Annotated in this window: 18 protein-coding genes; 5 read left to right on the forward strand and 13 right to left on the reverse strand. The window is 46.0% G+C overall.

The genetic code is table 11. The features are described 5' to 3' along the window. Nucleotides 1-184: 184 nt before the first annotated feature. A complete protein-coding gene (locus tag BZA03_RS08045) occupies nucleotides 185-1,072 on the forward strand; it encodes a hypothetical protein (protein ID WP_258364608.1) in 888 nt (295 codons plus the stop codon). A gap of 85 nt (nucleotides 1,073-1,157) precedes the next feature. Beyond that, nucleotides 1,158-1,808 carry a hypothetical protein gene (locus tag BZA03_RS08050; protein ID WP_110288471.1) on the forward strand — a complete coding sequence of 217 codons (651 nt, stop codon included), beginning with the start codon at nucleotides 1,158-1,160 and terminating at the stop codon, nucleotides 1,806-1,808. A gap of 156 nt (nucleotides 1,809-1,964) precedes the next feature. Here the strand turns inward: BZA03_RS08050 and BZA03_RS08055 are convergent, their stop codons facing one another. Further along, complete coding sequence (locus BZA03_RS08055) at nucleotides 1,965-3,977, reverse strand: TonB-dependent siderophore receptor (protein ID WP_110288472.1); 2,013 nt, start codon at nucleotides 3,975-3,977, stop codon at nucleotides 1,965-1,967. A gap of 254 nt (nucleotides 3,978-4,231) precedes the next feature. Between BZA03_RS08055 and BZA03_RS08060 the strand changes: the two genes are divergently transcribed. Further along, complete coding sequence (locus BZA03_RS08060; protein WP_110288473.1) at nucleotides 4,232-5,398, forward strand: hydroxymethylglutaryl-CoA reductase; 1,167 nt, start codon at nucleotides 4,232-4,234, stop codon at nucleotides 5,396-5,398. Between the two features lie 5 nt (nucleotides 5,399-5,403). Here the strand turns inward: BZA03_RS08060 and BZA03_RS08065 are convergent, their stop codons facing one another. Next, nucleotides 5,404-5,817, reverse strand: coding sequence for a YbaN family protein (locus tag BZA03_RS08065; protein WP_375342583.1), 414 nt, complete (start codon nucleotides 5,815-5,817; stop codon nucleotides 5,404-5,406). A 340-nt stretch (nucleotides 5,818-6,157) separates the two neighbouring features. Between BZA03_RS08065 and BZA03_RS08070 the strand changes: the two genes are divergently transcribed. Together BZA03_RS08070 and BZA03_RS08075 are read left to right on the forward strand one after the other, a co-directional pair. Next, nucleotides 6,158-8,314, forward strand: a complete 2,157-nt coding sequence (locus BZA03_RS08070) for a TonB-dependent siderophore receptor (RefSeq protein ID WP_110288475.1) — start codon at nucleotides 6,158-6,160, stop codon at nucleotides 8,312-8,314. Between the two features lie 185 nt (nucleotides 8,315-8,499). Beyond that, nucleotides 8,500-9,708 carry a PepSY domain-containing protein gene (locus tag BZA03_RS08075; protein ID WP_110288476.1) on the forward strand — a complete coding sequence of 403 codons (1,209 nt, stop codon included), beginning with the start codon at nucleotides 8,500-8,502 and terminating at the stop codon, nucleotides 9,706-9,708. A gap of 92 nt (nucleotides 9,709-9,800) precedes the next feature. Here the strand turns inward: BZA03_RS08075 and mazG are convergent, their stop codons facing one another. The 11 genes from mazG to djlA form a co-directional block, all read right to left on the reverse strand. Beyond that, nucleotides 9,801-10,751 (reverse strand): nucleoside triphosphate pyrophosphohydrolase, encoded by a 951-nt coding sequence (mazG, locus tag BZA03_RS08080; RefSeq protein ID WP_110288477.1) that lies wholly within the window; start codon nucleotides 10,749-10,751, stop codon nucleotides 9,801-9,803. Further along, nucleotides 10,729-12,912: a GTP diphosphokinase gene (gene relA / locus BZA03_RS08085; RefSeq protein WP_110288478.1), complete on the reverse strand. Its 2,184-nt coding sequence runs from the start codon at nucleotides 12,910-12,912 to the stop codon at nucleotides 10,729-10,731. Before relA ends, mazG begins: the two co-directional genes overlap by 23 nt. 12 nt (nucleotides 12,913-12,924) lie before the next feature. Further along, the gene (rlmD, locus tag BZA03_RS08090; protein ID WP_110288479.1) at nucleotides 12,925-14,385 is read right to left on the reverse strand and encodes a 23S rRNA (uracil(1939)-C(5))-methyltransferase RlmD; all 1,461 of its coding nucleotides are present in this window, start codon (nucleotides 14,383-14,385) and stop codon (nucleotides 12,925-12,927) included. 101 nt (nucleotides 14,386-14,486) lie between these two features. Continuing rightward, nucleotides 14,487-14,867 (reverse strand): holo-ACP synthase, encoded by a 381-nt coding sequence (gene acpS / locus BZA03_RS08095; RefSeq protein WP_014948318.1) that lies wholly within the window; start codon nucleotides 14,865-14,867, stop codon nucleotides 14,487-14,489. 27 nt (nucleotides 14,868-14,894) lie between these two features. After that, a complete protein-coding gene (gene pdxJ, locus BZA03_RS08100) occupies nucleotides 14,895-15,632 on the reverse strand; it encodes a pyridoxine 5'-phosphate synthase (protein ID WP_014975702.1) in 738 nt (245 codons plus the stop codon). A 165-nt stretch (nucleotides 15,633-15,797) separates the two neighbouring features. Further along, complete coding sequence (recO, locus tag BZA03_RS08105) at nucleotides 15,798-16,511, reverse strand: DNA repair protein RecO (protein WP_069943768.1); 714 nt, start codon at nucleotides 16,509-16,511, stop codon at nucleotides 15,798-15,800. A 55-nt stretch (nucleotides 16,512-16,566) separates the two neighbouring features. Then, a complete protein-coding gene (locus BZA03_RS08110; RefSeq protein ID WP_014975700.1) occupies nucleotides 16,567-16,848 on the reverse strand; it encodes a hypothetical protein in 282 nt (93 codons plus the stop codon). A gap of 81 nt (nucleotides 16,849-16,929) precedes the next feature. Beyond that, on the reverse strand, nucleotides 16,930-18,651 hold the full coding sequence (gene recJ / locus BZA03_RS08115; RefSeq protein ID WP_110288480.1) for a single-stranded-DNA-specific exonuclease RecJ: 1,722 nt from the start codon (nucleotides 18,649-18,651) through the stop codon (nucleotides 16,930-16,932). Nucleotides 18,652-18,894: 243 nt separating this feature from the next. Further along, nucleotides 18,895-19,617, reverse strand: a complete 723-nt coding sequence (dsbC, locus tag BZA03_RS08120) for a bifunctional protein-disulfide isomerase/oxidoreductase DsbC (protein WP_014948313.1) — start codon at nucleotides 19,615-19,617, stop codon at nucleotides 18,895-18,897. Between the two features lie 359 nt (nucleotides 19,618-19,976). Continuing rightward, nucleotides 19,977-20,903: a site-specific tyrosine recombinase XerD gene (xerD, locus tag BZA03_RS08125; RefSeq protein WP_110288481.1), complete on the reverse strand. Its 927-nt coding sequence runs from the start codon at nucleotides 20,901-20,903 to the stop codon at nucleotides 19,977-19,979. Continuing rightward, complete coding sequence (djlA, locus tag BZA03_RS08130; protein WP_110288482.1) at nucleotides 20,904-21,764, reverse strand: co-chaperone DjlA; 861 nt, start codon at nucleotides 21,762-21,764, stop codon at nucleotides 20,904-20,906. Nucleotides 21,765-21,893 lie beyond the last annotated feature (129 nt).

The raw sequence follows: 21,893 nt of genomic DNA on the forward strand, positions 1-21,893 counted from the left end.
TCTTCCACCTTCCCAAAGGTGGGCGTAACTGGGCAGGGCGCGAATTATACAGGAATTGAAGGAAATGCGAACCCCTAAGAACAAAAAATATGGATAAAATTCCATCATCTGCCGATGACATAGAAACCGATTTGAGGTAACGTCAAAACGTTGTATTTGGAACCGTTATAAAAACAAAATGAAAATGTCTCGCTTCGTAGCTTCAATGATGATGCTACACACGCTACTTATGGCCAGTGTAAATGCTGAGGAGTTAGTATATACACGTGCGTTTGCCGATGATGATTATGGAAGTTATCACGTAGCTGTACTCAATGCAGTTTTCGCAGCAACACCTGAATACGGTGATGTTGCTTTAATCCCTCACCCCCATCCTATGAGTCAGAGTCGTCAGCTTGTTACTTTGCTAAAGGGCGATGCGGATGTAATGTGGAGTGTCACCAACAGTAACCGAGAGCAGCGTCTTCTGCCCATTAAGTTACCACTGCTGAAAGGTTATTCAGGTTATCGCGTATTGGTGATTAACCCTTCTGAGCAGGCCAGTTTTGCCCAACAAACCGGCGAAGCATTAAAGCAATCAACCATGGTTCAAGGCGCAGATTGGCCAGATTTAAATGTACTTAAAGCAAATGGCTATAACGTAAGCGGTGAAGATTGGAGCCTTTGGTTCCATTCTATGTACTCTATGGTAGATAAGGGACTAGTTGACGCTTTCCCGAGAAATATCATTGAAGTACACCGTGATCTTACCCGACATTCTGAGAAAGCTATCACTTTAGAGCAGCATCACCTTCTCTTTTATCCCAATTACGAATACTTCTTCGTAAAGCCCGACAACATTGCTTTGGCTAATAGACTTCGCGTTGGCCTGATTAGGGTACTCGAATCTGGTGAACTTGAGACTATTTTCAACCGGTTTGATGCACACCGCAAAGCACAACGCATTGCTGACGGCAAAATGCGCAAAGTTCACATGCTGACGAATCCATCAATAGATTACACCCTACCCTATGCACGATGGGATAAACACACCGATCTTGCTATCAATACGCTGAAGCAAATCCAGTATTAGTCACAGGCTTTTCTATTCGTAGCGACACCTACTAAAGTGTTGCTGCGTTTTTTTATTTAATCAAACTCATTTGTTTGGAATTTTCATGACATTAAAAAAACGACTTTTTTCTCTTTTCATTGCAGGCATAACATCAGCGTCGCTTGTATCTCCTGTATCAGCCTCTTCCAGTGAATTACTTGAGCTTCAACAACAGTGGGCAACAGTGAATTATCAACTAGATGGCGACGCGCAACTTAGCGCATTTTCAGAACTTATTGAGCAAGCTAAAGCGCTCGTAGAACAATCGGGAAATAGTGCAGAATCGCTTACTTGGCTGGCTATTTCTCAATCCAGCACAGCCAGTGCCAAAGGGGGGTTAGGCGCCTTAGACTTTGCTGAAAGTGCGAAGGAAAATTTGGAACGCGCCATTGATAAAGAAGAAACGGTGCTAGACGGCACGGCGTTAACCGTTTTAGCGGCCCTTTATCACAAAGTACCAGGTTGGCCTGTCAGCTTCGGTAGTGACAAGAAAGCTGAAAAATTGTTTAAGCGCGCTCTTGAAGTTAGTCCACATGGCATGGACCAGAACTTCTTTTATGCAGAGTACCTTTTCGACGAAGGCGAATACAAAGAAGCCCAAACTTTTTTAACCCGCGCTCAAAACGCGCCTGAAAAAGCCAACCGCCCACTAGCAGATAAAAAACGTAGAGAAGAGATCGCTGCGCTTCAAGAAAAGCTAAATACTAAAGTTTAGCCGGCCTGATTAGTAAAGGTGGTTCAGTTATCTTTAACGTTCCACCTTTACTTTACACACTCCCCTTACCAACGATAGCTTATCACTTTTGCCTTGTTGTCTTTGCTTGCCAGCGCGTTTCGGGGAAGTGCTTTTTCACTTTCTTCTCAGCTTTACCTAGCCGCCAAATTTAATGCGTACACCCGCATTGGCAATAAAGCCATCATTGCGTGACCAGATATCGGTTGTCCAACGTCCACTTGGTGTCTGTGACTGTAATAATAAAGGATGCTCATCGGTTTGCTGAACATCAAGTAAGTTTTCTAAGTTTAAGAACCAGCTGTAACGCCCTGTCGTTATTTGCCCAAGTAAACCTAAATGCCAATAAGGCTTGGTATGCGTGATGTATGGATTATCGTCTACTCGCTGTACGCCAGTGTAATAAGCCTCAAACCCTACCATAAACTTGCCGTGCTGCTCCCACATTGCGACAAAACCAGCAGAATGCTGCGGCGTTAGCGCAAGCTTTCGTCTCCCTGAAGCATCGGGAACTTCTTCTGTGGCGTCTAAGTAAAGATAGCTCGCTGTTAGCTTCAGGTCTTCCCAATAATAACGAAGTAAAACTTCCGAACCTCGAATTTTTGATTCACCTTGCGCGTTCACCAAACGTACATTCGTAGACGGAGTGCCATCGCTACTATCCACAGCTTCTAATCGCGTTACGTTATCTACATTTGAGCCAAATAGGGTAAAGCTTGTCTCTATATCATCAAAGCGATAGGTTACGTCTAATGATGCGGTTTGCGCCTGCTCTTCTTTAAGCCCTTCTACAGGAAGTAAGCGTGATAACCCAGCAGCCTCGATTTCCTCAACAAACGGCGTAGGGGCGAAATAGCCTTCGCCGTACGATCCTCTAATGGTGACATCACCTGGGCGATATAAAAATGAAACTCTAGGGCTAAATTGAGTACCGTATTCACTGTGGTCATCTAACCGTGCACTCCCAGACGCTGTAAATTCATCACTTACTTGATAGTCCACTTGAGTAAAAACCCCTGGAACTTCAAAGCTGTAGTCAAAAGACGCAAACGTCTCAGAGTCATAAATATTAGATTGGTAGGCTACGCCCACCAGCCAATCACTCTTTTCGGTGTAGCCCGCTAAGCTGGTTTCAGCGAGGTAGCTTTCATGCTGATCATTTTCTACACCTGACAACTCATTGCCAAATCGATGCTCATGCTCCTGTGACATCGCTGAAAAGCGTGAATTAAGGGTAAGCGTATCGCCAAGCGTTTTTTCAAATACAAGGCCACTATCGATGCGCTCAGACTCAAGTCCGCGGATAAAAGGAGCTGCCGTTTCTCCAATGCCTACAGTCGCATCTCCTACAGTTCCGCCTTGTCGGTTTTCCGTCATATATCCGGTTGTGAAGTATAGACGCTCGCCATCATCGCCTTCCCAAAAGACGCGAGGTCTTACCGTATAACGCTCATAACCCGCTAAATCGGCCCAACCGTCATTATCAATATCTTCTTCACTTTGATGGTGCGCGCCAGCTGTCACAGAGCCGCTTAGGCTGTCACTAAAAGGTGTAGCCATGTAGGTTGTAAAATCCTGGCCGTCACGGGTGGTGAAATTTACCAACGCTTCTCCTTCAAACTCATCTTTTGGGCGACGAGAGACAAGGTTGATAACACCACCAAGTGCTGAGCCACCATACAATGACGATGCGGAACCTTTGATTATTTCAACGCGCCCTAAGTCTGTAGGGGGAATTTGAAGTAAGCCTATTGATGCAGATTGGTTACCGTAAAGAGGTAACCCATCAGAAAGGAGCTGAGTATAACGGCCATATAGACCTTGCAAACGAATATTTGCACTGCCAAGGGCAGGTGATGTAGTTTGCATTCTGACACCGCCAGTCTCGGCAACAAGCATTGAAATGTTACCCGGTCGCATCGCGGCTTTCTCTTGAATTTCTTCTCTATTAATCAATTCAACGCGAACAGGTTGGTCGTCTGCTATGCGGCCTGAACGAGTAGCCTGAACTACTATCTTTTCGACGTTTTCTTCCTCGTGAGCGTCATGTTCGCTATGTTTGTCTTCATGAGCATGTGACACAGAAGAGAGTGAATAAAATGCAGTTAACGCTAAGAGGTAAAGCGAGGGCCTGAAAAATGTCGCTGGCATGATCGTCCATAAAATCCATTGTATGTAGGGCGCGCATTACATCATAGTCTGCCATTAAGCTCACACAATTTTGCCTTGTGAAATCATGCATTCAAAGCATACTCCTTTATATTCACTGGCATTCTCTTACTGGCGTATACCCTTTTTAATTCTGAAGTCCTTCTTATAGGCTACGTTTATCCCCATGTATAAATTGTAAACAGTTCTCATTCGGTATCAGCACTCCTATTATGAAAGAAAAAAGGAGTGGCCCAATGCCTAAAATCCCACGTTCCTCAGACAACGACTATACAGATGACATGAGCCGAACACGCCGCGAATTTATTGCGCGTGAGACCGGCACTCAGCTAAACCACTTAGGACACTATTCCATACCGCCCGAAACCTTGTCGGGAAACATAGAAAACTTCGCAGGCGTTGCACAGGTTCCTATCGGCTTTGCAGGCCCGATGCTAGTGAACGGAGAGCACGCTAAAGGCGAGTTCTACGTTCCAATGGCCACAACAGAGGGTACACTAACAGCCAGCTACAGCAGAGGCATGCGTCTAGCAAGAGAAGCAGGCGGTATAACGACTACCGTTATTGACGATGCTATGCAGCGAGCGCCCATGTTTGCGTTTTCCGATGCACGTGAAGCACTCGCATTTGGTAGGTGGGTCGAGCAAAACTTTGAAGCCATTAAACAAGCCTGTGATAGTACCACCAGCGTGGGCAAGCTGAGGGATATTGAACAATATGCTGCCTCCAAGCTTCGTTGGCTTAGGTTCAACTTCACCTGCGGTGATGCAGCTGGGCAAAACATGGTAAGCAAAGCTACCAAAGCAGGCTGCGAGTGGATACAGGCAAACTACTCGGGCCCTATTGAACACTTTGTGCTGGCTGCAAACCTTGATACCGATAAAAAGCACTCGCACTTAAACTCGCTGCATACCCGCGGAAAGCGCGTTGTAGCAGAAATCACCTTGCCAAAACAACTTATGACGGAGATTATGCATTGCCCGCCAGAGGCTTTGTTTAAACAGCGCCAATATTCAAATATGGGCGCATTGATGGCAGGCAGCGTTAACAATGGTGCGCATTTCGCTAACGGCATTACCGCCATGTTCATCGCTTGCGGGCAAGATGTTGCTAATGTGGCTGAGTCGTCGGCGGGGTTTACCTACGCTGAAATTATGCCAAATGGTGACTATTACTTCTCTGTTACTATTCCATCGCTCATCGTTGCTACCTATGGAGGTGGAACGGGTCTGGCTACACAAAATGAATGTTTAAGCGTACTTGGGTGCACAGAAAAAGGTAGCGTTAACAAGTTTGCGGAAATTGTTGCCGCGACGGTGCTATGTGGCGATCTGTCTCTGGGTTCTGCTGTTGTAGCGGATGAATGGGTAAGCAGTCACGAGCGACTAGGTAGGAACCGTTAAAGGCGCTAAACAGCAGGAACGTTGGGGCGCGTAACAACAAAGTACGCGCCTATTCCCATGAATAGACCTATGCCTATGTACGCTGGAATAGGCATTGAGGCGAACAGGCAAACCAGAATAAAGCTCACCAACATACTGCAGCACGCTATGCATTTCACTTTTTTCGAAATTGCACCATATTTTCGCCACGCAACAAGACTGGGGCCATATTTAGGGTGTTGAAGTAACCAGTTTTCAAGGCGCGGTGAAGATTGAGTAAAACAAAAAAGCGCACCTATCAAAAAAACAGTTGTTGGCATTACCGGCAAGAATGCGCCGATAATACCTAGAAGGGTAAAAAGCAACCCGAGTGATAAATACAGTACTTTTTTCATGAAATAGTAACGCCCAATCCAGTCCAACTCCTTGGTAAGTGTCATGACTTAACACCAGCGACACACCCTTCCAATATGCCAAATTTATACTCAGATATTAGATAAAGTGGATCTACATTGCTTTGTCGTAAATCAAACCTACTCTATAACCATACGCCAAAATAATGAAGTTTCCATCTACATTGGTCTAATTTACTTTGATGCGAATTGACACCTATCCATCTACGTTGCTGCACACCATAACTCTCGCTTACTGATATTGATTACAACACGACAAATGGCATACAACTATAGATAAACGATAATAAAAACTGTTATCATTTATACTAAAGTATTGGCTTTTCATCATGCTCCTTTTATCACACAACACTTGGATTTTTTTGCAATGAAATATTTAGCCGCGTTAATAGCTGCTTCGTTGACCTCCCCTGCTTTATCACAAGACATTGAAACCTCTTCGGATACACGTGAAATATCACCCGCGAAATCCGACCAAGTAGAGCGTGTGGTAGTGACTAGTAGAGCGATCAATCTATATCGCAATGGTAACTCATCTACAGGTAAGTTAAGTGTTGACCCACTTAATTCGACCCAACAAATCACTACAATCAACGAAAGCTTGATACGCGATCAGGGTGCGCGCAATGCAAAAGATATTTATCGTAACATTGCTGGTGTTAGCCAATTTAGCTATGCCGGTGTAACCGCCAGGGGTTTCAGACAAGAGGAAATCTTCTTCGATGGCTTACGCGGAGACCCTTATGTAGGTTTTAACGTACCTCAACTATTTAATATCGAGCGCGTAGACTTTTTAAAGGGCCCTGCCGGAATGCTCTATGGACCGGGAGCGCCAGGTGGCTTGTTCAACTACGTCACAAAAAAACCTACGTCAGAATTCGACGCCAACGCTAGAATAATTGCTGGTTCGCATGCTCGCTTTGGAGGCTCAGCAGAAATAAATGGGGCAATTAATGACGACCAAAACGCCCGTGCAGGTGTTTTTTATGAGCAGCAAGATACTTATCGAGACAACAGCGACAGTGAAGTATTTATCTTCGATTCTGGCTATACATACGACCTTCAAGGCCACCTACTAACGCTTCAGTACACTCATTACTCACAGGATTTGGGCGCTAATCGACTGCGCGGAGTGCCCGTCGACGACAGCGGTAACTTTCTCACAAATCCAGACTGGAATCATAATGAAGCCAGTGACTTCCTAAATTTGCGCTCTGACTCTGTTCAGCTCTCTCTAGAAGGACAGCTTAACGATGCAGTAAGCTACAATACACGTTTGCGCTACATAGATAATGAACAAGAGCAGAACTACCATGAGCCACGTGCTCTTATTGATAGCGATGGAGATGGGAACATAGACCTTGTCGGCCGTGAATTTAGAGATCAGTTACGCGAACAAGAGCAAATTAGCTTTGGCGCCAACTTTGTATATTCAGGTGAGTGGTTGGGTGCAGACCATAGAACGGCGTTCGGCATTGACCTTTATAAAGGAAAAGAGGACGCGCTTTTAGGTGCTGCGGCTTTTCAGCAGGATTTCGTTCTTCGTTATCTAAGCGGGACTTCACTTGAATCAGATATCATTCCACTAACGCTTACTAACCCTAACTACGGTATAACGCAGTCTGACAACTACAATGTACAATTCAGACCATTGAGCACAACCGAGCAAACGCGAAACGGTGCCTATGTACTGAATGAACTCGCTTGGGAGCAGTTTACCTTTGTTGCTGGTTTGCGCTACGACCAGTTTGAAGATGAAACGTCTAGTGCCATTTTCGACGATTCAAACGTAAGCTTCAGGGTTGGTGGTATTTATAAAATTAGCGCTAATATTTCACTTTATGGTCAATGGGCAGATTCATACGAACCACAGTCGGTAAGTAATCAGCAAGTTCAGGCGGGTGGACCATTTGAACCAACGACCGGAGATATTATTGAAGGTGGTGTGAATGCAGAGCTGTTCGATGAAACCACCTTACTGCGATTGGCCGTGTATCAAATCACTAGACAAAACCTCCTTCAGTCTACCGGCGAAGACCCTGAAGGCGACGGCATTGATAATGTCGCGCCCGTGGGTGAGGTGACCAGTGACGGATTCGAAGTTGAGGTTATCACTGACATAACGCCAAATTGGATCTTGAGCGTAGCTTATGGCTACAACGACGCAAGAATCACCGCAGATAATGGCGGTGGCGGTATTAGCAATAGTGTCGGCGACCGCTTCGCTAATGCGCCTCAGAATCAATTTGGTTTCTGGACGCGTTACCAAATACCTGAGTGGGATCTTGCCTTTGCCTTTGGTGGAAACTATGTTGACGACCAACTGAGCCTGTCTGGTCAGAACGTGAAGTCATATTTCATTGCAGATGCGTCGATAACTTGGGAAGTAGACAACTACAGCGTACTATTTAGAATAGATAACCTATTTGATAAAGAGTATGCCGAATCAGGCTTTATTGAGCGCACAGGTCACTTCCCCGGAAACCCAAGGAACGGTTTTGTAGAATTCACCTACAAGTGGTAGACACTGCGTTTTTTAAAATTCGGGATTGGCTATGCGCATGAATTCTGCTTAGAGTTCTGTTTATAAGTAGCGCTTTTGAGTTAAATTCTTGCGCTTAGCCCTTCTTTCTTTCAATTATACGCCATGCTTTTTACTATGTTCCCTGCAGCAGGCAGGGCTTGCCTTTTACCTTACACAAGTATTTCATGACTAACGATAAAACCGCGCAAAGAAAGTACCTAAAGAAGTTATACAACTTGCACGCGTGGGTAGGTTTTCAGCTCTCACTTGTGCTTTTTATTATTGTTGCAACGGGCACTATTGCTACGGTATCCAATGAAATTGATTGGCTTGTGTTTGAGGAAATGCGCACGTTTAATACGCCTCCTAGCGATCTAAACAGCGCCGATGATGAAATTGTTAAGTGGAACAGTATCTATGAGGCTACGCTTAACTATGCAGAACAAGCTAAGATAAAATCCATCACGACCATGGGACATGATAATTTCACCTACCGTGTCAGAGCAGAATTCCCCGATGGTCATGACCGCTTTATCCAAGTGGATCAGTACACCTATGAAGTGACAGGTGATATTCCTATTTTAACGATTCAGCGGTTCTTCCGAGACTTTCACCGCTATCTGTTTATGCCTAATTATCTTGGCTTACCAACGGTTACCTTTTTCGCATTCATTCTTGCTATCTCGCTGTATACGGGCCTAAAAACAACCCGAAACTGGAAAACCGCCATCACCCGTCTCCGCCTAAACCAAGGCCCAAGAATACTACTGAGCGACCTTCATAAACTGCTTGGGCTGTGGAGCCTCTGGTTTTTCGTTGTCATTGTCATAACCAGTTGGTGGTATTTATTTGAATTCGGTGCCGCAGTTGCAGGCAATCGATTTGAACCTCGCCCACCTAAGGCCACCGTCATTTCAAATTATGAGCAAGTTAACCCTGTATCAACCACGCAGTTTTCCAGTGCGTTTCAGAAGGCATCGCAAGCCATTGAGGACTGGCAGATCACCGGTGTACTATTTCCTACCTCAGACACAGCAGCACTGCGATTCACAGGTATAGGCAATAACCCTTTACTACGTGAGCGCGCGCATAAAGTAGATATTGATATAACCAATCAGCGTATTGTTGGCGTACAAGAGCCCAAAAGTATGGCCTGGACTAACTACCTCAATGAATACGCAGACCCGCTGCACTTTGGATACTTCGGTGGGCTTTTGACTAAGTTAATTTGGTTTGTATTTGGTGTTGGTTTAACAACGCTTTCTGCAACGGGGGTGATGATGACATGGAAGCGTACGAAATCATCAGCTCTAACCAAAACACAAAAGCGAACGCTGCCCATATTACTTCTGGCACTAGTCTATTTTGTCTTTTGGCTGCAGCGGTATTTGTAATTCGTTCTAACTGAAGACTCACATACCTCTGCACCAGCGCGGCATTCACGTTATCAGTCTAAGCAGCGCTTTTAGTATGCTGCGACGTACAATTACTTAGTGTTAGACGACTGCTTAACCTGCTGCCACAGCGCTTCCATTTCATCAAGCGTCAATGCGTCGAGCTTGTCGCCCTGTTCAGCCGCTAAGCGCTCTACGCCTTTAAAACGGTTAGCAAACTTGTTACTGGCGTTTCTAAGTGCGGTATCAGCATCTACCTTGCAATGTCTTGCCAAGTTAACCATGGCAAAAAGTGCATCACCAATTTCTTCTTCAATTGCTTGTTGGTTGTCATGCATATCATTGCTTGAAGGCTTTTCGTCAGCACTGCTTGCAGACAGTAGGCGTTGCTTCGTATCCAGCTCTTGCTGAATCTCTTCCACTTCCTCACGCACTTTATCTATGACAGGTGCAGCATCAGGCCAATCAAACCCTACCTTTGCGCAGGCTTTCTGCAGCTTTTGCGCATACATGAGTGCCGGCATACCTCTAGGTACGCTATCTAAAATACTGGTTTCTATTGCGTCATCGCCCTGCTTTAAACGCTGCTTTTTAAGCTGCTTTTCTTGGGCTTTGATAGCATCCCACTGCGCGTTTAAAGCACTGTCGTTCAATTGGGTACGTTCGACTGTGACGTTTTCATTTGTATCGCTGACACCTTCAGATGCAAGCGCATTCGCAAACACATGAGGGTGCCGGCGCACCAGCTTATCGCTAATGCTTTGCGCCACATCATCAAAAGTAAATGCGCTAGATTCACTGGCTATCTGTGCGTAGAACACCACTTGAAACAGCAAATCACCCAACTCATCTTTAATGTCATGCATATCGCCAGTAGCAATAGCATCAGCCACTTCGTAGGCTTCTTCTATGGTGTAGCGAGTTAGGCTTTCCATGGTTTGTTTTACATCCCACGGGCACCCAGATTGCGGGTCGCGCAGCTGCGCCATAATGTCAAGCAGCCGCTGCATTTCATTAAGCTTAGCTTTGTTTGCGTTTTGCATCAGTCACACCTTTAAGCTGTCGCAATCGGGTTAACACTTTTGATACGGTGTCGAGATCGTGCACCTCTATCGAAATGGTGATAAGCGCCGTCTGTCTATTTTTATCACTTAGGCTGTTCACGCCTAAAAGCGGCACGTTTTCATTCGCCAATACCGTAGTAATATCGCGCAACAGGCCAGTTCTATCGTGACAAAATATATCAATACCCGTCTCAAAACCTACTTTAAGCTCTTGTGACCAATTCACTTCTATCTGACGCTCAGGGTGCTGTGACAACAAGTGTTGCAGCTGGTCGCAGCTTTCTTTATGAACGCTTACACCACGGCCTTGTGTGATATAGCCTAAAATCGCTTCGCCGGGAACCGGCTTACAGCAGTTCGCCAGCTGGCTCATTAAGTGACCCACGCCCTGCACCACCACTGCATCTTTTTTGCCCGTCCCGGCCGCAGTTTTGCGCGTTTTAACCTTAGGACTAATTTCGGGTTCTGGGGCTGGGGGCTCCTGCAAGTGATGAATAAAGTTAATCACCTGCATAACGCGTACATCACCGGCACCTACCGCAGTGTACAAGTCATCGAGGGTTTGTAAGTTAAACTTCTCAAATGCTTCATTGGGTACTTTGGCAGGTAAGTGGGCACGCTGAAGTTCGCGTTCTAGTAGCTCTTTACCGGCAGCAAGGTTTTTGTCTCTGTCCTGCTTTTTAAAGAAGGAATGGATAGTGGCACGCGCCCGTGATGAATGCACATAGCCAAGACCTGGGTGCATCCAGTCGCGACTTGGGTTTGGCTCTTTTCCGGTAAGTACTTCTATCTGGTCGCCACTTTGCAGTAAATAAGTGAAAGGGACTATTCGCCCATTCACTTTTGCGCCAATACAGCGATGTCCCACATTACTGTGAATATAGTAAGCAAAATCAAGCGGCGTAGCGCCTTGGGGAAGGTCAATAACATCGCCTTTTGGTGTGAACACATACACCCTATCGTCAAACACCTGGCTGCGAAGTTCTTCAACCAAATCGCCAGATTCGGCCACTTCCTCTTGCCACGCTAATATGCGACGAAGCCAGTTTATACGCTCGTCATAGCCTGACTGCTTGCCCGTACTGCCCTCTTTATATTTCCAGTGAGCGGCCACACCCAATTCTGCATCCTGATGCATTTTCTGCGTGCGAATTTGAATCTCTACCGACTTCCCTTCAGGCCCCACGATAACCGTGTGAATAGACTGGTAACCGTTAGGTTTTGGGGTTGCAATGTAGTCGTCGAATTCGTTCGGTAGGTGCTTATAGCTGGCGTGAACCGTACCAAGCGCCGCGTAACAGTCTTGAAGTCGCTCGGCAATAATACGCACCGCACGAATATCAAAAAGCTGCTCAAATGTAAGGCGCTTTTTCTGCATTTTTTTCCAAATGCTGAATATGTGCTTAGGACGGCCGTAAACCTCTGCGCGAATTTCTTCGCTATCAAGCAAGCCCTGCAAGTCGCCTACTATGGTTTCTATGTACTCGGCGCGCTCTCTGCGCTTGCCGTCAAGCTGATGAGCTATTTGTTTGTAGGTGATGGGATGTAGATAGCGAAACGCAAGGTCTTCAAGCTCCCACTTTAACTGACCAATGCCCAAACGGTTTGCCAGTGGCGCATAGATGCTAGCGCATTCGCGGGCCACCATAACGCGGGTTTCTTCGTCGGCTTTTTTAACCTGTTGCAATGCACAAATGCGTTCTGCCATTTTGATCACAACGGCACGCACGTCTTCTACCATCGCCAGCAGCATACGACGAATACTGTCTATGTGCTGTTCGTCCGACTTTTCTGCAAAGCCAGAGCCTTTTACTTTACGCGCATGTAACGACTTGATGGCATCCATTCGGCGCACGCCAACGATCAGGTCGCGTATTTCCCCGCCGAATTCTTCATAAATATCGTCTTCACTTAAGGCGTGCTGTTCGCAATATGGAAAAACCAAGGCTGCCTGAAGCGTTGCGTCATCCATATTGAGCTGACACAAAATCTCAACCATTTCCTGACCAACCAACAGTCGCTCTGGAATAGATGACACTGCACTTAGTTTTTCTTTTGTTTCTGCACTTAACTCAAGGCTGTCTAACCACGCTTCAAAGGGTGGTCGGTCGGCTTGGTGGACCTTTCTTGTCGATACCATATCCTTTACTCGTTACTGCTGCTTTCGCGTAAACAAGGCCATCATTTCCATGTGATGGGTGAAGGGGAACATTTCTGCTACGCCCGCTTTTTCCATTTCATAACCTCCCTCTATCAACACCTTCGCGTCTCTAGAAAACGTACTTGGGTTGCAAGAAACATACACTATCGTTTTTGGTAGTGCTTTTACAAGCGCATGACAAACGGTCAACGCCCCTTCTCTTGAGGGGTCGAGTAGTACCTTATCAAAGCCCAGCTGTAATGAAGCCTCGACGTTGGTCTTATCAGCCAAATCTAAATGCAGCCACTCTACACTTTCAATGCCCTGTTGCTGTGCATTGTCTTTGGCGCGGCGCACCATCTCTGCCACACCTTCTACCGCCTGAACCTTTGCACCTAACTTAGCAATAGGTAAAGTAAAATTGCCCAGCCCGCTAAACCAATCAGCGATACGTTCGTTGGGCTTTGGGTTTAGCCATCCTATTGCCTGATTAACCATTTTTTCGTTAACCACTTTATTAATTTGAATAAAGTCGTTAGCACTAGGTGAAATTGAGCAGCCATTTACCGTGTTCATCACCATATCAGTACCACGGCCCACACTGCGAATTTGCCCCTGCTTATTTTCAAGCTTTAATTCAATACCGCAGACACCAACTGATGAACTCGTGTTCACCAATTCGCTCACTGCATCAATAAGCTCAGCTTCAAGGGCTTTGGTGTGTTTAATAACAAGATGCGAGGTGTTGTCGCCTGCAATAAGGCTGATATGTCCAATATGACGCGCTGACTCGAACCCTGTAAGCGCATCTCGTAAAGGGCCAATAAGTTTAGATAGCGGGTCGACCAGTATTGGGCAGGTTTCTACATTGATAACGTTACTGCTATTTGCTTCACGAAAGCCCAACTTAATTTGATTGGGGTTGCGGGCATCTATAGCCAGCCTTGCTTTTCTGCGATATTGAGGGCGAGGACCTGCTAAAGGTGCTTGCCAAACGTGTGGCTTCATTGCAAGGTGACGTTCCATCATCACTTTAAGAGCTCGGTCACGTTGCTCAAGGGCAGCGTCAGGCTTTATGTGCTGTAGCTGACACCCACCACATACATCAAACACAGGGCAAAAAGGCGCTTGTCTTGCATCACTTGGCGAGTGAATGTTTGTCGCCCTGGCGTTAATGACTTTCTTTTTGCTAGATACCACCTCTATGTCGCAGGTTTCTCCTACAAGGGCACCTTCAACAAATACCATCGGATTGCCGCGCACTACGCCATTGCCCATCCAGTCCAAATCTTCAATGGTGACCGTGTTAGGCTTTTGACTTTCACTGGTATCCGCTGCTTTTTTGCTTTTCCCAAATCGAAGTCCTGCGACCTGCGCGTTGGCTCTGGCATTCCCTTTTTTTGAAGCGCCACGCTCAGTAAGCGACGTTTTGCCTTTTTGCTTGCTGCGAGATTGTTTAAAAAGGTTTGCCAAGTGTGACTCCGGTTACTTGCTTTACGTGGTTTGATGTTAGTAGAGATTTTTGCGCGCGCTCACCAAATAGAAGTCGCCTACGTGGGTTAGGGGCAGCTGCTCTATTCAGACTCTAGTATAACGGTGGCGACAGCATAATGCTGCTCATCTGAAATACTGACCACGCTTCGCGTGATACCTCGGTTTTTGCACATTGCAGCAAACTCGCCAGAAAAATGAAGCTCTGGCGCACCTAAATCGTTATTGCGCACTTCTATATGCTGCCAGCTGATCCCGTTTCCAATCCCTGTACCAAGGGCCTTCACTGCCGCTTCCTTGGCGGCAAAACGTTTGGCTAAGAAGCGAACTGGCGTACCGTGCTCGCTAAACTGCTGCCACTCGGCAGGCGTAAGTACTCGCTTGGCTAAGCGTTCATTAGCGCCATCGCCTTTACCAAGTCGCGCTATCTCTACAATGTCAGTACCTAGCCCTGCAATCGCCACGTTATCTACACCCTTTTGAATCTAAGGTTAAATGCCTGCTCGTGCTTCTAGCATAAGTTTACGCATATCAGCTACAGCCGTATGAAGGCCATCAAACGCGGCGCGAGCAATGATAGCGTGGCCAATATTAAGTTCGATTAACTGAGGGATAGCCGCAATAGGCTTAACATTGTGATAGTGCAAGCCATGACCGGCATTCACTTTAAGCCCTAAGCTATCGGCGTACTCGATACCTTCAACTAAACGCGCTAGCTCTTTATGCTGCTCTTCTTCGCTGGTGGCTTCTGCATATTGGCCTGTATGAATTTCGATGTAAGGAGCGTTACATGCTGCTGCCGCGTCAATTTGCGCTTTGTCGGCATCAATGAACAACGACACCAAAATGTTCGCATTAGCGAGTCGCTCGCACGCCGCTTTGATGTTTTCAAAATTCCCTGCCACATCAAGACCACCTTCGGTAGTCAACTCTTCGCGCTTTTCAGGTACTAAGCAACAAAAAACAGGCTTCACTTCTTCGGCAATTGCCAGCATTTCATCGGTTACCGCCATTTCCAAATTAAGTCGGGTATTAATGGTTTGCGCTAAAATGCGTACATCGCGGTCTTTAATGTGACGGCGGTCTTCACGCAAATGAACCGTAATGCCGTCTGCACCTGCACGCTCGGCAATATCCGCTGCGTGCACTGGATCTGGGTAATGCGTACCGCGCGCATTGCGTAGCGTTGCAATATGGTCGATGTTAACGCCTAATAAAATCGTGCTCATTTCACCACCTAACCTGTAAGAGCGATAGAAGAGGCCAGCTCTTCCTGTTTAATACGTTGCTTTGAGGGTAAAAATACCCTTTTAAGGAAAGTCGCAATTGTAGCAAATTTTTTTGTAGAACGTGCTTATTAAGCGTTTGAGTTAAGAGAAAATAATTTAATGCTATTACCGCGGCTTGGGCATAAAAAGCTCGCGGCTTTTAAGTGGCTTTTCACCAATTAGCGGCTTCAGCAAGTCCCGGCAAAGCACCTTAGCCACTTTTTTACTAAGCGGCGTAAATTCCCCCTGTGACAAACTAAGCAGCGCTTGTCCAGGAAAGCCTCGCATACCGCGGGGACCAGCCATATCGTCAGGCAGTCGCACGAACCCTGCGTCTATCTGAAAATGATAACTACCGGTTTCTTCTATGGGCAATTCGTACTCGACGTCGGTGGTGAAGTCGGGCAACAACCCCATTTCGTCAAGCAGTGCAAATTCGAACTGACGTAAGGTCACTTCTATGTCGCTTTCATCTCGAAGAGACAGCAGCGCATTTTCATAAGCATTGTGAACGCCATCGCTGGCAAGCCCCGCCGGCATAACACGATTAGTTAGTTCGTTAACGTACATGGCGCAAAATAACGCCGTTCCCACAAGATTGATGGAGGGTGAAACACTTTCAACGTGACGTAAATTTTTTAACTCCGACTTTCCGCTTAACTGTAAACGAAGATGCTGAAAAGGTTGAAGCAGGCTTTTCTTGTCAGATTTACTATTCTTCACCCCTTTCGCTACCGCACTAACACGCCCTTCTTCTAGGGTAAAAAAGTCAACAATATAGCTGGTCTCCCTGTAAGGGCGTCTATGCAGTACATAGGCATTTAACCATTCATTATTCATTGTTGCTCACTGTGTGTTAATTGTTGTCGAAGTGGTGCCTGTGGCAACGTTAATATCAGCTGCGCTTAATTCGTACCACTTTCATGGTTTCAAACTCAATGCCAGCCACCTCTTCAACGTGGCGATAGTAGGTTACGTTCACTCGCGCGCCTTTTAAGCTTTGGTATTGCTGTTTACGCCGATAGATAAAAGGGACATCAATACCTTCTAGCATAATGGTGTGGCGAATCCAGTCGCTGTCTTTCTCTTCTCGCTGAACGTGGGAAATCACTTTTGCATTGTCGGTTTGATTCAGCTGACTATGCTTATCCACCAGCTTTTGTCTTTCGCTTTTCACCTTTGTCCCTTCTTTCCACAACTTTACGCTTATTGCTCGTTAGGCTGACTGGCCATCCGTCTGCGTGTGAACTCGCTCCTGCTAACGCGCTTCTATTTGCTCTACAATAAGTTGCACGGTTTCCTGACCGCGAAATACGTTGATATCAAGTCGATAGGCAATATGCACGCGTTTGACCATGGCATTCGGCCATGATTTTAAATCAACGTTAAACGCAATAGCATCGACCTCGTTAGCACCGTCACTTTTTAACACCATTTTTAGGTGCTTTTGGCCAACTAAGCGCTGGTCAAGTAGTGCAAATTCACCATCGAATAGTGGTGATTCAAAGCCCTGTCCAAACGGACCTGCTTGACGCAGTAAATGCGCAAAGGGTAAACACAGCTCTTTCGATGACAAGTCACCGTCGGAAAGTAAAGCATGATTTCCATCAAGCTTTGCCATGTGCGCTCGCGCAATATCAACAAAAGCCAGCTCGAAGTCTTGAAGCTTAGCTACGGGCAAGCTTAATCCAGCGGCCATGGCATGCCCGCCAAATTTTTCGATAACGCCAGGGTAGCGCGTATTAACTTCATCAAGTACATCGCGAATGTGCACGCCGGGAATTGAGCGTGCCGAACCTTTAATGATCTCGTCGTCTTGATGGGCAAAAGCAATAACGGGCTTAAGGTACTTTTCTTTCAAACGCCCTGCCACAATACCAATAACCCCTTGATGAAAGTCTTCGCGATAAACCACCAGTGCGCTTGGCATATCGCCTTCATCCAGCGCCATTTGCTCTAGTACAGTTTCCGCTTGCGCTTTCATGCCGGTCTCAATTTCACGGCGTTCTTTATTAAGCGCATCGAGTTCCGCAGCGATCATTCGCGCTTGAATGGTTTCATCTTCTAATAAGCACGCAATGCCTTGGGACATATCGTCTAATCGACCCGCGGCATTAAGCCTTGGCCCAACCACAAAGCCTAAGTCAGTTGAGGTTAAGTGAGCGCAATCGCGATTCGCTACTTCGACCAATGCTTTAATGCCAGGTCGACACTTACCCGCCCGAATCCGCTGAAGGCCTTGATGAACTAAAATTCTGTTATTTTTATCCAGTACCACCACATCGGCCACGGTACCAACCGCAACAATATCAAGTAGCGACGCTAGGTTTGGTGGCGCTAACCCCGCTCTTTCAAAATGCCCTTGCTGCTGTAACTCGGCTTTAAGTGCTAGCATGATGTAAAACGCAACGCCAACCCCAGCCAAATTTTTAGAAGGGTATTCACAGCCAGGTTGGTTAGGATTTACTATCGCATCAGCAGGAGGTAGAACATCGCCTGGCAAATGGTGATCGGTAACAACAACCTGCATTCCCAACGACTTTGCATGGGTCACACCGTCAATACAGGAAATGCCATTGTCCACTGTGACAATAACCTCTGCTCCCTGTTTGGCAGCTTCATCCACAATAGGCACGCTAAGTCCGTAACCAAAGTCAAAGCGGTTAGGCACAAGAAAATCAACGTTGTGATAGCCCATGGCTCGAAGCGCCAATATACATACCGATGTACTGGTTGCTCCGTCGGCATCAAAATCGCCCACAATAATAATACGTTTATTTTGCACAACAGCATTGGCGAGAATTTGCGCGGCCTGCGGCATCCCCTTCAAGACATTGAAGTGTGTTAGTCCTTTTAGACCATTCTCCAAGTCATCTAAATTCGCAATATTACGACCGCGATAAATTCTATCGATAACAGGATGTAAGTCGGAACTAAGCGAGGCGCCGGTAACCTCACGGCGAACAATAGGCAATATCATGAAATACCACTAACCAATACTGTAAATGCAGTTGTCGATGCCAGTTCAAATAGGCTTTAAATAAAAAGACTGGAGTCGGGACACTCGATAATTAGTGCAGATTCCAAGTAAACGCCCGTGTGAACTGCAAAGCAAAACTGTACGAAAAAACGCTAGAAAATATGAGGACGAATCATACCGCAGAAAACAAAAAAACGCACAAAGCGTGCGTTTTTATTATATTTAAGGTTAAGGACTGAATGGCTATTCAGCTTCCTCCAATGCTTTAGCAAGCAACGCAGCTGGCTGATAACCAGGAATCAATGAGCCGTCTGGCAGTACGATATTTGGCGTGCCATTCACGCCTAATTTTTGACCTAACATGTACTGCTCTGCCACTTTATTTTTACAGCTTGCGCTAGCTACGTCGTTACCCGCTTTAGCTTTAGTTAACGCTTTTTGCGGGTCTTTCGCACACCACACCGACACCATATCGTTGTAGTTTTCACTGTTTAACCCAGAACGTGGAAACGCAAGGTAGTGTACGGTGATGCCCGCATCGTTGAGTTCATCAATCTCGTTGTGAAATTTACGGCAGTAACCACACGTAATATCAGTAAATACGCTTATTTCATGCTTTTCGTTTTTGGCCTTAAACGTAATAGACGATGATTCCATCTCTTTTACGCCTTCTTTGCGCAGCCCAGAAAGTGCCAGCTCTGTTTCGTTACGCATCTCTTCATCAATGTTAAAAACACGAGCCTGAAGCAGATACTGCCCGTTTTCACTTACGTAAAATAAACCGCGGTTTGTTGATACCTGAACCAGCCCTGATACTGGAGAGTCAGCAATGGTTTCTACATCTAACCCTAGCATTGAGGTTAATTTATCACGGATAGCCGCTTCATCAGCCGCTTGCGCACTAAGCCCTAATAGAGAACCTGCCGCAACTACACTGGCTAACAATACTTTCTTTACTGCTTTCACTAAATACTCTCCATTTTGCCATTTAAGTTCGCTTGTACTTACTGGCTTAACATGCAACTGCTTGAATCGGTATCTTTCCATTTAAAGCAATTGCTAAAAATTTTTACATTCATAACGTTCAGACCGTAAAACTTAGCAAAAAATTGCACGTTAAACGCTAATTTTCTTTTAACCTCAGTACATTTAACGTCAACATTTAAACTCAGCCGCGTTAAAGCACTAACGGAAAATGTATTTTCTAAACGTTTTGCATGGCTCGTATCCTACCATAGACCTTTTTATTTTATATACGTCGTCACTGAGCCTCGTCGTATACAGGCCCCAATTTATAGCATTCTTTATTTGTATATTTAGCCAATTTAGCCACGTGGGTGATGACTGTGGATTAAATTTTGAAGTCGCTCTGTCGCTACATGGGTGTATATTTGAGTCGTTGACAAATCGCTGTGCCCCAACAGCATTTGTACAACACGTAAATCAGCACCGTGATTCAAAAGGTGTGTCGCAAAGGCATGACGCAACGTGTGGGGAGAAAGGTGCTGCTCAATTCCCGCTTTCACCGCATAGTATTTAATGCGATGCCAAAATGTTTGGCGCGTCATTTTCTGTCCACGCTTGCTTAGAAATACCACATCAGAAGCTTTACTGGCGAGTATCGGTCTGGCTGTTTTAATATAGGTCAGCAGCCATTCTATTGCATCTTCACCAAGGGGCACTAAGCGCTCTTTATTCCCTTTACCCACAACCCTAACTACGCCTTGCTGAAGGCTTATTTGATCCATTGTTAACCCAATAAGCTCACTTACACGAAGGCCGGTCGCGTAAAGCACTTCAAGCATGCTCTTGTCCCGACATTCAATAGGGTCGTCGGTAAGGGGGGCATTTAGCAAATCTTCAACTTGTTGCTCACTGAGTGAAGAAGGCAAAGCTTTGGGTGTTTTCGGATTAGACAGCGCGGAAACTGGGCTATCAACGCGAACCTGCTTACTAATTAGGAATACGAAAAACGCCCGGATAGCGCTAAGCGCACGTTGGGTGCTGCGTGTGGACAGCCCCTTGTCGTGACGATAGGCTAAATAGTCCTGAAGCTGCTCAGTGGTCAGCACAGCGATATCTTTTACGCCTTGATTGTTGCTGAAGATAGCAAGCTTAGTAAGGTCGGTGCGATAGCTCTGCTGAGTATGATCGGACAGTCCTTTCTCAAGCCAAAGCATCTCGATAAAACCATCGATATGCGCCTGACTCGCTGCAGGCACATAAGTTAACTCACGATGAGTTTTTGCCATCTAAAAGCCACGCTTTTGCTTAATCAGCTCGTAGGCTGATTGAATATCTTGCGCTTTCTTTTTCGCAATTTCCATTGCCTGTTCAGGTAGCCCTTTAGACACCAGCTTATCGGGGTGATGCTCAGACATGCGCTTCCTGTAGGCACGCTTTATTGTCTTTTCATCGTCGGATGCCGCCACACCTAATATGTGATAGGCATCATCTAAACTTTGCTGTTCTGAATAGGCTGATTGGCTGTGCTGACGTTGACCTGAATGAGTGCGTTGTCCTGAGCCAGAGTTAGACCGCTGCCTAAAGCGTATTTCAGCTTCATACATTGAAATTAGATAATCTAAATCACGACGCCTAAAGCCTAGTGGCTTCGCTACTTTTTCAAGTACGTTGTATTCTTCCTGTGAAAGCTGACCGTCGGCGAAAGCGGCTTGAATAAGAATCTCTAAGAATACTTGAAGAATATCCCGTCTACCGTGGCTGGCGTCGTAAAAACCTTTCAACGTATCGACTAAAGGAAAGTCTCGCGCTTTGCCTTCTCTAAATGCATCCTGAGCTTCACGACGGGCATCCCCAGTTAAACGCATCTCCTCCATTAATGCTGTGGCGATTTGAATTTCTCTGTCCGTTACTTTACCGTCAGACTTAGCAAGATGGCCTAACGCACTAAACAAACTATGAAAGAAAATAGCTTGCTGCTTCAGATTGTCCTGATCGGTAAAAAAGCGCCCAAAGCCACCTAGCTGATTGAAGTCTTGGCGATAGGCTTTATCAAAAAAGTGCCCGACTAACAGCCCTAAGATCGCCCCAGGTATTTTAAGAAACATAAAGCCGAACAAGGCGCCGAGGATTTTTCCCCAAATTGACATCGCGTCATACTCCGTTGGTGCACTGTTTAGAAAGTTGATGTTACTGTAGTGAAATCACGCCGTGCAGAGCGCGTTATACCAATCATCATATCAAATACATAAGTTAATTAACTAGGGCTTGTGCAGCTT

The sequence above is a fragment of the Alteromonas sp. I10 genome, assembly GCF_003201515.1.
Lineage (GTDB): Bacteria > Pseudomonadota > Gammaproteobacteria > Enterobacterales > Alteromonadaceae > Alteromonas > Alteromonas macleodii.

Coding starts and splice junctions, on each gene's coding strand:
- BZA03_RS08045 (WP_258364608.1), top strand. CDS start 185: ATGTCTCGCTTCGTAGCTTCAATGATGATGCTACACACGCTACTTATG.
- BZA03_RS08050 (WP_110288471.1), top strand. CDS start 1,158: ATGACATTAAAAAAACGACTTTTTTCTCTTTTCATTGCAGGCATAACA.
- BZA03_RS08055 (WP_110288472.1), bottom strand. CDS start 3,977: ATGCCAGCGACATTTTTCAGGCCCTCGCTTTACCTCTTAGCGTTAACT.
- BZA03_RS08060 (WP_110288473.1), top strand. CDS start 4,232: ATGCCTAAAATCCCACGTTCCTCAGACAACGACTATACAGATGACATG.
- BZA03_RS08065 (WP_375342583.1), bottom strand. CDS start 5,817: ATGACACTTACCAAGGAGTTGGACTGGATTGGGCGTTACTATTTCATG.
- BZA03_RS08070 (WP_110288475.1), top strand. CDS start 6,158: ATGAAATATTTAGCCGCGTTAATAGCTGCTTCGTTGACCTCCCCTGCT.
- BZA03_RS08075 (WP_110288476.1), top strand. CDS start 8,500: ATGACTAACGATAAAACCGCGCAAAGAAAGTACCTAAAGAAGTTATAC.
- mazG (WP_110288477.1), bottom strand. CDS start 10,751: ATGCAAAACGCAAACAAAGCTAAGCTTAATGAAATGCAGCGGCTGCTT.
- relA (WP_110288478.1), bottom strand. CDS start 12,912: ATGGTATCGACAAGAAAGGTCCACCAAGCCGACCGACCACCCTTTGAA.
- pdxJ (WP_014975702.1), bottom strand. CDS start 15,632: ATGAGCACGATTTTATTAGGCGTTAACATCGACCATATTGCAACGCTA.
- recO (WP_069943768.1), bottom strand. CDS start 16,511: ATGAATAATGAATGGTTAAATGCCTATGTACTGCATAGACGCCCTTAC.
- recJ (WP_110288480.1), bottom strand. CDS start 18,651: ATGATATTGCCTATTGTTCGCCGTGAGGTTACCGGCGCCTCGCTTAGT.
- xerD (WP_110288481.1), bottom strand. CDS start 20,903: ATGGCAAAAACTCATCGTGAGTTAACTTATGTGCCTGCAGCGAGTCAG.
- djlA (WP_110288482.1), bottom strand. CDS start 21,764: ATGTCAATTTGGGGAAAAATCCTCGGCGCCTTGTTCGGCTTTATGTTT.